The 13,419-nt window shown below is 55.8% G+C and carries 12 protein-coding genes; 3 read left to right on the top strand and 9 right to left on the bottom strand.

Translation table 11 applies throughout. The features are described 5' to 3' along the window. Positions 1–46: 46 nt before the first annotated feature. The 3 genes from CPY64_RS08295 to CPY64_RS08285 are packed head-to-tail and all read right to left on the bottom strand — an operon-like array spanning position 47 to position 2,866. Positions 47–1,090, bottom strand: a complete 1,044-nt coding sequence (locus CPY64_RS08295) for a type I glyceraldehyde-3-phosphate dehydrogenase (RefSeq protein ID WP_042480632.1) — start codon at positions 1,088–1,090, stop codon at positions 47–49. Between the two features lie 12 nt (positions 1,091–1,102). After that, positions 1,103–1,891, bottom strand: coding sequence for an SDR family oxidoreductase (locus tag CPY64_RS08290; protein WP_042480630.1), 789 nt, complete (start codon positions 1,889–1,891; stop codon positions 1,103–1,105). Positions 1,892–1,894: 3 nt separating this feature from the next. Beyond that, positions 1,895–2,866, bottom strand: coding sequence for a D-2-hydroxyacid dehydrogenase (locus CPY64_RS08285; RefSeq protein WP_042480628.1), 972 nt, complete (start codon positions 2,864–2,866; stop codon positions 1,895–1,897). Positions 2,867–3,019: 153 nt separating this feature from the next. Here CPY64_RS08285 and CPY64_RS08280 point away from each other — a divergent pair, with 153 nt between their 5' ends. Together CPY64_RS08280 and CPY64_RS08275 are read left to right on the top strand one after the other, a co-directional pair. Continuing rightward, entirely contained in the window at positions 3,020–4,927 is a 1,908-nt protein-coding gene (locus CPY64_RS08280) for a S9 family peptidase (protein ID WP_052362859.1), read from the top strand. A 65-nt stretch (positions 4,928–4,992) separates the two neighbouring features. Continuing rightward, a complete protein-coding gene (locus tag CPY64_RS08275; protein ID WP_042480625.1) occupies positions 4,993–5,607 on the top strand; it encodes a glutathione S-transferase family protein in 615 nt (204 codons plus the stop codon). A gap of 255 nt (positions 5,608–5,862) precedes the next feature. Here CPY64_RS08275 and CPY64_RS08270 read toward each other — a convergent pair whose 3' ends face one another. The 6 genes from CPY64_RS08270 to proC form a co-directional block, all read right to left on the bottom strand. Beyond that, positions 5,863–6,564 (bottom strand): ABC transporter ATP-binding protein, encoded by a 702-nt coding sequence (locus CPY64_RS08270; RefSeq protein ID WP_042480624.1) that lies wholly within the window; start codon positions 6,562–6,564, stop codon positions 5,863–5,865. Then, positions 6,565–7,329, bottom strand: coding sequence for a high-affinity branched-chain amino acid ABC transporter ATP-binding protein LivG (gene livG / locus CPY64_RS08265; RefSeq protein ID WP_042480621.1), 765 nt, complete (start codon positions 7,327–7,329; stop codon positions 6,565–6,567). Then, positions 7,326–8,549 (bottom strand): high-affinity branched-chain amino acid ABC transporter permease LivM, encoded by a 1,224-nt coding sequence (locus tag CPY64_RS08260; protein ID WP_042480619.1) that lies wholly within the window; start codon positions 8,547–8,549, stop codon positions 7,326–7,328. The genes livG and CPY64_RS08260 overlap by 4 nt, the downstream gene beginning before the upstream one ends. Next, complete coding sequence (livH, locus tag CPY64_RS08255; protein WP_026482578.1) at positions 8,549–9,478, bottom strand: high-affinity branched-chain amino acid ABC transporter permease LivH; 930 nt, start codon at positions 9,476–9,478, stop codon at positions 8,549–8,551. The genes CPY64_RS08260 and livH overlap by 1 nt, the downstream gene beginning before the upstream one ends. Before the next feature lie 104 nt (positions 9,479–9,582). Continuing rightward, positions 9,583–10,704 (bottom strand): high-affinity branched-chain amino acid ABC transporter substrate-binding protein, encoded by a 1,122-nt coding sequence (locus CPY64_RS08250; RefSeq protein ID WP_080723679.1) that lies wholly within the window; start codon positions 10,702–10,704, stop codon positions 9,583–9,585. A gap of 333 nt (positions 10,705–11,037) precedes the next feature. Continuing rightward, a complete protein-coding gene (gene proC / locus CPY64_RS08245) occupies positions 11,038–11,889 on the bottom strand; it encodes a pyrroline-5-carboxylate reductase (RefSeq protein ID WP_086060477.1) in 852 nt (283 codons plus the stop codon). A 166-nt stretch (positions 11,890–12,055) separates the two neighbouring features. Here proC and ugpB point away from each other — a divergent pair, with 166 nt between their 5' ends. Next, positions 12,056–13,363, top strand: a complete 1,308-nt coding sequence (ugpB, locus tag CPY64_RS08240) for a sn-glycerol-3-phosphate ABC transporter substrate-binding protein UgpB (protein WP_042480613.1) — start codon at positions 12,056–12,058, stop codon at positions 13,361–13,363. The last annotated feature ends 56 nt before the right edge of the window (positions 13,364–13,419 follow it).

The raw sequence follows: 13,419 nt of genomic DNA, 5'->3' as shown, positions 1-13,419 counted from the left end.
GCTCCTGTAAGAATTCGGAAGACAGTTCAATGTGAAAATGGGGTGTTCACGGCTGGCGCAAAAAGCGCGCAGCCCACACACAGGCAATATCAAGCATGCGGTTGGAAAACCCCCATTCGTTATCAAACCAGACCAGCATATTGACCAGCCCGTCCCCGTTGGTGCGGGTTTGCGAGCCGTCCACCACGGCCGAGTGCGGGTTGTGATTGAAGTCGATCGAGGCATGGGCCTGATCGGAGTAGTCCAGAATCCCCGGCCATTGCTGGGCCGCCTTCTGGAACAGCCGGTTGATTTCGTCCCGGCTGGTGTCGCGCTCCAGATTGACCATCAGATCAATGGCTGACACGTTCAAGATGGGCACGCGGATCGACTTGGCCTGGACCTTGCCTTTTAGTTGCGGCAAAAGGCGCTCTACCCCCGTGGCCAGCCCGGTAGAAACCGGAATCATGGACTGCAAGGCGGAACGGGTACGGGCCAGATCGCTGCTGTGGTAGCCGTCGATCATGGGCTGATCGTTCATTACCGAGTGCAGCGTGCTTAAAAAGGCGTGGCGTATGCCGAAAGTCTTATCCAGTTCAGCCAGAACCGGGATGATGGCATTGGTGGTGCAGGAAGCGTTGGAGACAATCAACTCGTCGCCTTGCAACTGCTCGTGGTTAATGCCCAATACGGCGGTGAAATCCACATCCTGAGCGCTATTACCCGGATTGGAGAGCAGCACACGCGGGCAACCGGCGTCCAGAAATTGTTGTAACTGCGCGCGGCTGCCAAAGGCACCACTGCATTCGATCAGCATGTCCAGGTTCAGCGCCGCCCAGTCTATGGCGTTGGGGTCGGTTTCATGCAGCACGCGGATGGCTTTGCCACCCACAATCAGCTCGTGTTCGTTGTGCTCTACCTGCGCCGGAAACACGCCGTGGGTCGAATCAAAGCGCGTCAGGTAGGCCATGGTGGCAATTGTGGCGGGCTCGTTGATGACGACGACATCGAACTCCTGGCGTCGTGGGGACTCGTAAATGGCGCGCAACAGGCAACGACCGATGCGGCCATAGCCATTGATCGCGATGCGGATGGGACGAGGTAGCGGCATGATCAGGAAAAATCAGAAAGTAATGGAGAATCCGCCGTCTACAACCACGATATGGCCATTGACATAGGAAGCAGCCGGAGAGGCCAGGAATACAGCAGCAGCGCGGATCTCATCCGGTTGGGCCCAGCGCCCCAAGGGATTGCGGCCTACCACCAGGGGGCCTTTGACCGGATCCTGGGCCAGCGCCGCATTGCTTTCCGTGGCAAAGGTGCCGGGGGCGATGCCGTTGCTGGTAATGCCCTGCCCGCCAAATTCTACTGCCAGTGCACGTACCATACCGGCCAGTCCCTGCTTGGCGACGGGGTAAATGGCGTCGCCCGGACGAGCCAGCGGGCCTGCAATGGAGGTCAAGGTCACAATACGGCCTTGGCGGGTTTGAGCTTTCAGCATGGCCTGGGCCGCATATTTGGAAAGTTTCAGCGTGGCCAGCAGGTCTACCTGCAGCAGGTGCTCAATATCGTCCCAATCGGCGTCCTGCAAGCGGCTGCGTAGTCGCACGCCTACATTGTTCACCAGAATGTCGGGAGTGCCGACGCGCTGGCACAGGGTCTGGTAGGAATCGGGCAAGGAGTCCAGATCGGCCAGATCGTGCTCCCAGGTATCGACCTGGGCACCAGCGGCTTTCAATTCCTCGGCAAGCGGCCGGAGTTTGCTGGCGTTGCGGCCATGCAGAATCACATGGGCGCCATGGGCGGCGTAGGCACGGGCGATTTCCAGGCCCAGACCAGCAGAAGAGCCAGTCACCAGAGCGCAGCGGCCAGTCAGGGAGAAATTGGCTTGATAGGAGCTTAAATCAGTCATTATCTACAGCGTATGGCGTGCTTCGCCACGGTGGAAAGCCGCAATGTTTTCGATCAGCTGGTTTGCCAGGGCTTGCATGGCTTCCTGACTGGCCCAGCCTATGTGCGGCGTCAAAATGTAATTGGGTAAGTCTAACAAGCGCATCAGGATATGGTCAGCAGGCGGCGGCTCGGGCGTGCACACATCAATGCCTGCGCCACCCAGCCAGCCTTGCCGCAAGGCGTGCTCCAGTGCCTGATTGTCGATCAGCCCGCCACGGGCGGTATTGATCAGCAAGGGACGGCGTGGGGCCATGCGCTCGAATTCGGCCATGCCCAGCATGTTCTGCGTTTCTGCAGTCAGGGGGCAATGCAGGGAGAGAATGTCGGCTTGTTCCAGTACTTGCTCAAAGGGCAAGCGGTCGTCCGCATTGCTGACGATGGTCTGGCCACGGCGCTGGGCAAAGATGACCTTCATGCCCAGGGCGCGGCCCATGGTGGCAACGGCTTGCCCCAAGGAGCCCGAACCAATCAGCCCCAGGGTGGAGCCGGCCAGATCGCGGATAGGATAGTCGAAGTAACAGAACTGCTGGGCTTCCTGCCAGCGGCCTTCCTTGACGGACTGGCGATAGGCGCAGATATTGCGACGCAAGGCAAAGATCAGCGCAAAAACGTGCTCCGGAACACTACGCACGGCGTAGTCGCGGATATTGCTGACCACAATCTGGCGTTCGCGGGCGGCATCCAGGTCGATATTGTCGCTACCGGTAGCGGCCAGTGCGATCATTTTCAAATTGGGCGCGGCCTGCAAATGCTCGCGTCGCAGCGCCACTTTATTGCTGATGACAATCTCGGCATCCGCAATACGTTCGGCTACTTGATCGGGCGCCGTACGTCCGTAAACTTGCAGTTCATGCTTAAAGGGAACCTGTGGCAGCGCTACGCTGTCTGAGAGTGTTTCCCTATCCAGAAAAACGATACGAGTCAAAGAAGTCATGCCTGTCCTTGTCCTGAGCTGTCCTTGGCATTCTGCCCCTATTTTCAGAGGGTTCTTACCTTTTCCGGGGACCACGATCCGATATAGTAATGGGATTGATGCAGGCTTGTCCTTGGTCTCACCCTCATAACCCTGTTTTATAGGTTATTGCTTATGCTCTTGTCCCTCTTGCTCTCTTTGGGCGCTCACGCCCTGATACCGGATAACGTCGCTAGCACTACTCCCCCACTGTACGACATTCGGGATTTCTTCCAGAATCCCAAACGCAGCGGTTTCCGGATTTCGGACCAGGGGCGCATGATCGGCTTTATGGAGCCCGTCAAAATTGACGGCAACCCAGCCCGTCAGAATATCTTTGTGCAAGAGTTGAAAGGCAGTGAACCGATAGGTGAGCCCCGTCGTGTTACCGCCGAACACCAGCGCGATATTGCCGAATACTTCTGGAAAGGCGACGAGACCGTTATCTACGCCAAAGATGTCAATGGCGACGAAAACTATCACGTGCTGGCTGTGAACGTGATCACGGGTAAAGTCACCGATTTGACACCATTGGAAGGTGTGCGCGCCGGTGTGCAGGACGATTTGCCGGACGATCCGGAGCATATTCTGGTATCGCACAACGGTCGCAACCCGGAGGTGTTTGATGTCTACAAGGTGAATGTCCTGACCGGCGAAAGCACCCTGGCTGCCGAGAACCCCGGTGATGTGCTGGGCTGGAGCACGGACCATCAAGGACGTGTGCGTCTGGCGATTTCGATCTCCGGCGTAGATTCCGAACTACGTTACCGCGACAGCGAATCCGAGCCCTTCCGCAGCATTTTGCAAACGGACTTCCGCACTGACGTCAGCCCCCTTTTCTTCCACGCCGACAATCAGCGCTTTTACGCCTTGAGCAATCGTGGTCGTGACACTCTGGCTTTGGTCTTGATTGACCCCGCCAAGCCGGACGAGGAAGAAAAAATCTATGAATTGCCCAGCCACGATCTGATGGGGGCTGGCTATTCCCGCTTGCGCCAGGTGCTGACGTCGGTGGATTACTACACCGACAAGCCTGGTCAGCATTTCTTTGACGAGCATAGCGAGAAGATCCACGCGGCAATTGCGCGCCAACTGCCGGGCTACGAGATCAGCATTCAGTCCATGACGCGCGATGAAAAGAAGATGATTGTGGCCAGCTACAGCGACCGCAATCCAGGCTCACGCTATCTTTACGACGTGGACAGCAACAGCCTGCACAAGCTGGCTGTGATCAATAGCGCCTTGCCAGAAAGCGATATGGCGGTCATGCATCCCATCGAATTTACGGCGCGCGATGGCATGAAGATCCACGGCTACCTGAGCCTGCCTTTGGGTGTGCCCAGCCGTAATCTACCCGTCGTGATCAATCCGCACGGTGGCCCTTGGGCGCGTGACTACTGGGGCTTTAACCCCGAAGTGCAGTTCCTGGCCAACCGTGGCTACGCTGTCTTGCAGATCAACTTCCGCAGCTCAACAGGTTATGGTCGCAAGTTCTGGGAAGCGGGCTTCAAGCAATGGGGTCTGAGCATGCAGGACGACATTACTGATGGCGTTCAGTGGTTGATCGATCAAAAGATTGCCGACCCCAAGCGCATTGCCATTTACGGTGCCAGCTACGGGGGTTACGCGACCTTGGCCGGTATCGTCAAAACCCCGGACTTGTACGCTGCGGCGGTGGATTATGTGGGTGTATCCAACTTGCTGACTTTCATGAACACGATTCCCCCCTACTGGAAACCGTTGTTGGTGAAAATGCACGCTATGGTAGGTGATCCGGAGAAGGACAAGGAGCTGCTGGAAGCCAACTCCCCCGTTTTGCACGCCGACAAGATCCGCACACCGCTATTTATTGCCCAGGGCGCACATGACCCGCGGGTGAACAAGGCAGAAAGCGATCAGATGGTCGATGCTTTGAAGGCGCGTGGTGTGGATGTGGAGTACATGGTCAAGGATAACGAAGGCCACGGTTTCCACAACGACGAGAACAAGTTCGAGTTTTACGAGCGCATGGAGCGGTTCCTGGCGCGACATTTGCAGCCTTAATTGTTTTGGAGTGGCGCGACAAGCTCGCGCCATTTTTGTTTAGCGCACTTTTGGAAAGAGAACTTATGAAACTGTATTACATGACTGGTGCTTGTCCTTTGGTGACCCGCATTGCATTGGAGTGGATAGGCAAGCCGTTTGAATCCCAGCGCGTCAGCCGCGACGAGTTGCAACAAGAAGAATTCCTGAAACTGAACCCCAACGGCGCTGTGCCGGTTCTGGTGGACGGTGATCTGGTCCTGACCCAAAGCATCGCCATTCTGGAATACCTGAACGAGAAGAACCCCCAGGCCAATCTGCTGGGCAGCACCATCGAACAACGCTTTGAAGCGCGCCGCTGGCTGGCCTTCCTGAACGCCGAAATCCACCGCAACGTGGGTGTGGTGTTCGGTGTGCATCGCTACGCTGATCAGGAAGCGACACAGGCCGAGGTCAAAGCCAAGACCGCTGCTTTGCTGACCAAGCAGCTGGGCGTGATTGACAAGCACCTGGAAGGCAAAGAAACCCTGTCGGGCTCCTTGTCTGTGGCCGATGCTTACCTGTACGTTGTGCTGCGCTGGGCTGCACTGATGAAGCTGGACCTGTCGGGCATGAAGAACCTGAACGCTTTCTTTGCTCGTATGGAGCAGAACGAAGGGGTGAAGGCCGCTTTGCGTGGTGAAGGTCTGTTGAAGGATTAAGCTGTATCACGGCTAGCGATACAAGCTCTCAGGGGATGAGTCGGTGGTAGCCCACTGACATTTGAAGCAAGACTAGCGGCAAATGAATATGGCTTTTAGCTTAGTTGCCTGTGCTCTTGTCCTGACGTATAAGCCGAATAAAAAAAACCTGAATCCAGCGCAAGCTGGGATTCAGGTTTTTTTTAGCGCATAAATTCAAGCGGTACTTGAAAGATACGTCCTGCTGTACGACTTCAAGGCTGTATAAGCTGGCTTTTAAGCCCCCAAATACGCCTTCCGAATATCCGGATTCGCCAGCAGATTGGCGCCGGTATCCTGCATCACCACTTTCCCGGTTTCCAGCACATAGCCACGGTCTGCAACTTGCAAGGCCTTGTTGGCGTTCTGCTCCACCAGGAATACCGTTACGCCTTCATTGCGAATGGTGCGGATGATGTCAAAAATCTGCGCAATGATCAGCGGGGCCAGGCCCAGCGTAGGTTCGTCCAGCAGCAACAAGGACGGCTTGCTCATCAGGGCGCGGCCGATGGCCAGCATTTGCTGCTCACCACCTGACATGGTTCCAGCACGCTGCGCAGAGCGCTCTTTCAGGCGGGGGAACAGTTTGTAGACGTGCTCCTCCCCTTCTTCGATCTCGCTGCGGTTCAGAAAGAAACCGCCCATCTTCAGGTTTTCCGACACGGTCAGGTCTGGAAAGACGCGACGCCCTTCGGGAGAGATGGCGATGCCTTTGCGCATGATGCGGTGCGTGTCGGCTTGGGTGATGTCCTCGCCCATGAAGCTGATGCTGCCCGAGCTGGCTCGGGGCGAGCCGCATACGGTCATGAGCAAGGTAGTTTTGCCAGCGCCGTTCGCGCCAATCAGGGTGACGATCTCGCCCTGATTCACGTCCACGCTAACTTGATCCAGCGCCTGAATAGCGCCGTAATGGGTAGATACGGAGTCCAGCTTCAGCACTTATTCTTCCCCCAGATAGGCTTTGATGACGCGCGGATCATTGCGCACTTCTTCAGGCAGGCCGGTGGCAATGGGTTTGCCATATTCCATTACCAGGATCCGGTCTGATACGCCCATAACCAGACTCATATCGTGCTCGATCAGCAGGACGGCGACGCCAAATTCGCGGCGCAGTTGGTCGATCAGCGCTTGAAGGTCGCGTTTCTCTTGGGGATTCAGGCCCGCTGCAGGCTCGTCCAGCATCAGCAAGCGAGGCTGGGTGATCATGCAACGTGCAATTTCCAGGCGGCGCTGGTGGCCGTAGGCCAGGTTGCCCGCTTCACGGTTGGCCAGATCAGTCAGGCCCATGAAGTCCAGCCAAGTGACTGCGCGTTCTTTGGCCTCTTTTTCAGATTGCTTGTAGCGCGACAGGTTCAGCAGGCCGGACAGAAAGCCGGCCTTGAGCTGGCTGTGCTGGGCGACCAGCAGATTTTCCAGCACGGTCAGTTTCTTGAACAAGCGCACGTTCTGGAAGGTACGCACCAGGCCTTTTTGAGCCACTTTGTGGCTGGACAAGCCGTGAATGGGCTGGTCTTCCAGGGTGACGGAACCGGACGTGGGCTTGTAAAAACCGCCTACACAGTTAAATACCGTGGTTTTACCGGCGCCATTGGGGCCAATGATGGCAAAGACTTCATCTTTAGCCACATCGAAGCTGACGGAATCCACCGCCAGCAAACCACCAAAGCGCATCGACAGGTCTGATACTTGGAGTAATGGGCTCATGTACGCAACTCCACATGAGGACGTTGCACAGGCAGCAAGCCCTGTGGACGCCAAACCATCATGGCCACCATGACCAGACCAAAAATCAACATCCGATACTCCGCGAACTCTCGGGCCAATTCAGGAACCACTGTCAGCACAATGGCCGCCAGAATGACGCCGATTTGTGAACCCATACCACCCAGCACCACGATGGCCAGGATCAAGGCGGATTCGATAAAGGTGAAGGACTCTGGGTTGACCAGACCCTGACGGGCGGCAAAGAAAGCACCACCAAAACCGGCAAACATGGCGCCCATGGTAAAGGCGGACAGCTTGATGGTGGTGGGGTTCAGGCCCAGCGAACGGCAGGCAATCTCGTCCTCGCGCAGGGCTTCCCAGGCACGGCCAATGGGCATGCGCACCACGCGGCTGGAGACCAGCAAGGTAATCAGAGCCAAGGCCAGTGCCATCAAGTACAGATACACCACCACGTCTTGGTTGCTGAAGGTCCAGCCCATCAAGTCGTGGAACGTGGTCTGCCCTTCTGGTGCACGGCGCGCCATGGGGAAACCAAATACGGTTGGTTTGGGAATGCCGGAAATACCGTCCGGGCCGCCGGTCAGCTCATACATATTGATGAGCAACAGGCGAATGATTTCACCAAAACCGAGGGTGACGATAGCCAGATAATCGCCACGCAAACGCAGCACGGGGAAACCCAGCAGGAAGCCAAACAGGGCAGCCATACCACCGGCTAGTGGCAGCGCTTCCCAGAACCCCCAGCCTGCGTAGTGATAGAGCAAGGCGTAGGTGTAGGCACCCACGGCGTAAAAGCCCACAAAACCCAGGTCCAGCAGGCCGGCAAAGCCCACCACAATGTTCAGCCCCAGACCAAGCATGATGTAAATCAGTACCAGAGTGGCGATGTCCACCTGGGCACGACCACCAAAAAAGGGCCAGACCACGGCGCAAGCGATCACGATGTACAGCAGGATCTTCTTGTGCTGCATGCTCAGTTTGGGCAAGGTCCAGCGGCTTTCGCGTACCTTGGTGCGATTGATGCTAGGACGGATCAGCTGAACCACAAAGACCAGTGCCATACCGATCAGAATGATTTGCCAATCGCTTTCCAGGTGGGTGTTCATCCCGGCGCGCACAATTTGCAGGCCAAAGACGGGAGCCACAATAATGCCTGCCAAGACAGCGGCGATAAATGCATTGCTAAAGCGGTTCATCATTAGACTTTCTCCACCTCGGGTTTACCCAGCAGGCCCGTTGGGCGGAACAGCAGGATAAAGACCAACAGTAAAAAGGCCACGATGTCCTTGTACTGCGATGAAATAAAGGCAGCGGCAAAGGTTTCTGCCAGACCCAGCAAGACACCGCCCAGCATGGCGCCAGGGATGCTGCCAATACCGCCCAGCACGGCGGCCGTAAAGGCCTTGATGCCGGCGATAAAGCCAATGAAGGGGTTCAGCTTGCCAATGGCGGTAGCAATCAGCACACCGCCCACGGCAGCCAGCATGGCGCCGATGACAAAGGTGAAGGAGATGATTTTATTGGTGTCGATACCCAGCAGGTTGGCCATGCGCAAGTCTTGTGAACATGCACGCGAGGCGCGACCCAGACGCGAGTATTTGATATAGAGGCTGAGCATGATCATCAGCACCACGGTCACGACGATAATCATGACGCGTGAATAAGGCGCGGTGACGGTAAAGCCGTCTGAGCCCAGGCTGAACTGGAAGGAGCCGGACAGCAGTGTGGGCACAGCCATATCGCGTGCGCCTTGGCCCAGGGCAACCCAGTTTTGCAAGAAAATGGACATACCAATGGCTGAGATCAGCGGGACCAGCCGAGGGCTGCCACGCAGCGGCGCATAGGCGACTTTTTCAATCGCATAGCCGTAAACCGCGGTTACCAGGATGGCAACCAGCAACATGATAAGAATGATCAGCCAGATGGGCAGACCCGAGCCTACGCCAATCGCAGTCAGGGTAACCAGCCCCACATACGCGCCGATCATGTAGATCTCGCCGTGGGCAAAGTTAATCATTCCGATAATGCCATAGACCATTGTGTAGCCGATGGCGATCAGTGCATAAATAGCGCCCAAGGATAATCCATTGAACAGCTGCTGCACGATCTGAGGGAGTAAATCAGACATGCTTGTTTTTTTCCGTTGAGTCCGTCGTTTTGTTCTGAGGCTTTGTGGGCATCCAAAAGCAATGCCCCCGTTCTTCGTAGAGAGCGGGGGCACATCATCCAGTCTTATTTCTCAACTAGATCAAAGTTACCTTCTTTATCCCACTTGAAAACGGCAAATTCGAAATGCTTCAAATCACCCTTGGCGTCGTATTCTACCTTGCCAATGGCGGTATTGAACGCATTTGCGTGCATGTAGTCGGCTCCCTTGGCCGAATCTTCACCAACTGCGTTGATGGTGTCGGCAATAATTTGCACGGCCGCGTAAGCCGGGAAGGTAAAGGCCCCGTTAGGATTGCGCTTGTATTTGCTGAAGTTTTCCATCACATCCTTGTTGGCCGGCATCTTGGTGAAGTCGGTTGGCAAGGTCACCAGCAAGCCTTCCACGGCTGGACCGGCAATGGCGACCAGGTCACGGTTGGCCACGCCTTCCGGACCCATGAAGGTGTTGGTCATGCCTTGCTCGCGAGCCTGACGCAGCAGCAGGCCCAGCTCGGCATGGTAACCACCGAAATAAATCAGATCGGGGTTCACGCCCTTGAGCTTGGTGATCACGGCCGAATAATCGCTGTCACCGACGTTGATACCCTCATACATGACAATGTTCATGTTCTTTTTCTTCAGGGCATCACGCACTTGTGTGGCCACGCCCGAGCCGTAAGTCTGCTTGTCATGCAGCACGGCAATGGTCTTGGGTTTCAGAACATCGGCAATGTAATCGGCCGCGAACGGACCTTGCTGGTCGTCACGCCCAATGGTGCGGAAAAAGTAATGGGGCTTGATGGTGTCGGTTACCAGGGGAGAGGTGGCGCCGGGAGTAATGGCCACAATGCCTTCCTGCTCGTAAATGTTAACGGCAGGCACTGTGGTACCTGAGCAAGCATGAGCCACCGCGAATTTCGCACCGGAGTTCACCACGCGGTTGGCCGCCGGCACGGCCTGCTTGGGTTCGCATGCATCGTCAATCAGGACGGCTTCCAGCTGTTTGCCTTTGACACCCCCGGCTGCGTTAATCGCGTCAATCGCGGTCAAGGCTCCGGCCTGGATCTGGTCACCGTACTGGGTGGATGGGCCGGTCATGGGTTGAGGAATACCAATTTTGATGGTCTCTGCCGCATAGGCGGTGCTCATGGCCATTACGGTGGCCAAAGCGGTCAGAGCGGGGGTAAAGCGTCGAGTAAAGGTCATAGCAACTGTCTCCCGAGGCCGGGGTCTACCGGCATTGCTTTTTAGAAAGTGCTTGTTCTGGAGCTTGGGTTTACATTGTTCTGCACCAGGGGAACCCATTTTGGGGGAGCCGCCTAAAACTTGTCACTTCGTATAAGCCCTAGCGCCCCGCCAATTCATTTTTAAAATAACGCGGCATGGTTAACAGGGTGTTTCCAAAACCCGCCCGCATACTAAAAGCCTTATTTATAAAAGAAAAGAGGAGCTCCCTTGGAAACTCCCCTGCTCTTTTTTAACTGCTTTTTTATTGCGCCATATCAATTTTTAGCGATGCTATAGGGAATAATCCCGGTGTCAGGAGAACTCCTTGGCCAGTTCACCGGCCCGTACTTTGGCGGCATTGACGGCTTTTTGCACCAGAGGTGTAAAACCGCCTTCATTAAAGATATTCAAAGCGGCTGCCGTTGTACCCCCTTTGGATGTAACGCGCTCGCGCAAGACTGAAGGCTCTTCTGGCGACAGGGTGGCCAGTTGGGTGGCGCCGTGCAAGGTGGCCAGCGACAACTGACGGGCTTGTTCAGGGGACAAACCTTGTTCAATACCGGCTTTGATCAAGGCTTCGATGAACAAAAACACGTAAGCTGGACCGCTGCCCGATACCGCCGTGACGGCATCAATGGCGGCATCGTTTTCAACCCAGACCACTTCTCCAACGGATTTCAACAATTGCTGCGCAATGGCTTTATCGCTTTCATCCACTTGTTCAAGGGCCATCAGGCCGGTAATGCCACAGCCGATAAAGGCCGGGGTATTGGGCATGCAGCGGATCACACGTTGGTACGGCTTGCCGGGTTCGCCCAGCCAGTCTGCCAGGGCGGTTGCTGGAATGCCAGCAGCCACGCTGATCACCAGGGTGTCCTCTTGCAGATAGGGTTTGCAGGCCAGTACGGTTTCTTTCATGACCTGGGGCTTGACGGCAAAAACCCATATACGCTGCTTGGACAAGGCCGGGCCGGGTTCATACGCGGTGTGTACACCTTGCTGGGCCCACGACTCCAGGGCTGGCGGGTAAATATCAATCGCCAGAACGTCCGAGCCGCCGCAGCGTTTCCCAATCAAACCGGCAGCCAGGGCACTGGCCATATTGCCCGCGCCAATAAACGCCAGCTTAAAAGAGGTATCGTGTGGATTCATCATCGCTCCCATTAAAAATCTGTCCTCTGACACGTTTTCTTAGCGTTTGAGGGTAATTAGTCATTGCTTATATGACGCTCCCATGGATACATTCACGAGAGCGTCATAAACAAGTCATAAGCTTGAGTTTTAAAACCTGCTACACCTTAGCGGCACCTTTTATACAGGAGAAAGCCTGATGCGAACAAAACTATTTGCTCTGTCTCTAGCCGGTCTGATTGCTTCTATCGGCACTGCGCAAGCGGCCACAGAAATTCAGTTCTGGCATTCAATGGAAGGAGCCTTGGGCGAACGGGTTAATGCATTAGTCAAAGACTTTAACGCATCTCAGTCGGACTACCAGGTTAAAGCTTCGTATAAAGGCAACTATGGCGAGTCCATGAACGCCGGTGTCGCCGCTTTCCGTGCCGGCAATGCCCCCGATATTCTCCAAGTATTCGAGGTGGGTACCGCCACCATGATGGCGGCCAAGGGCGCTATCCAGCCTGTGCAGGAAATGTCGGAGAAAGTGGGCAAGCCCATCAATCCTGGTGATTTTCTGGGTGCGGTTGCCGGTTACTACTCTTCCAACGAAGGCAAGCTGATTTCCATGCCTTTTAACAGCTCCACCCCGGTGCTGTACTACAACAAGGACGCCTTCAAGAAGGCTGGGCTGGATGCCGAGAAACCACCCAAGACCTGGCAGGAACTGCACGAAGCTGCCAAGAAGCTGCGTGAGTCCGGCCAGGAATGTGGTTACACCTCTTCCTGGCCCTCGTGGATTTTGCTGGAGAACTTTGCGGCCTGGCACAACATTCCCTTTGCCAGCGAGAACAACGGCTTTGGTGGCCCCAGCGCCCGCCTGCAACTGGATAACCCGCTGTTCCTGAAGCACATGACCTTCCTGGCGGATATGTCCAAGGACGGCTCCTTCTCCTACGGTGGTCGTGGTGATACGGCCAATGCCCTGTTTACCAGCGGCAAATGCGGCATGTTTACCGGCTCAAGCGGTAACCGTGCCAACATCATCAAAACCGGCGAATTTGAATTTGGCACCAGCAGCCTGCCCTACTACAGCGATGTACAGGGCGCGCCTCAGAACTCCATCATTGGTGGTGCTTCCCTGTGGGTCTTTGCCAAGAAATCGGATGATGTCTACAAGGGCGTGACCGAATTCTTCCACTTTATCTCCAGCCCTGAGCAAGCGGCGGCCTGGCACCAGGACACCGGCTATGTGCCTGTGACTAAAGCAGGCTTTGAAAAGACCAAGGACTCCGATTTCTACGCCAAGAACGTGGGCGCAGACGTTGCCGTTAAACAGCTGGACGCCAGCACCACCGAGAACTCGCGTGGTATTCGCCTGGGTTCCTTGCCGCAGATTCGTGACATCGAAGACGGTGTGATGGAACAGATTTTTGCTGGCAAAGTCACCCCTGAAGAAGGTTTGAAAGCCATGCAAAGTCGTGGCAACGAACTGCTGGAGCGCTTTGAAAAGAGCGTGAAGTAAGCCCGGCCCGCCTTGCGCGGGTGGTTTACAATCGAGCGTATGAGTGTGCGGACGGC

Origin of the sequence: Alcaligenes faecalis (assembly GCF_002443155.1) — a bacterium.
GTDB lineage: Bacteria > Pseudomonadota > Gammaproteobacteria > Burkholderiales > Burkholderiaceae_B > Alcaligenes > Alcaligenes faecalis.
This window is presented reverse-complemented; position numbering and strand designations above follow the sequence as displayed.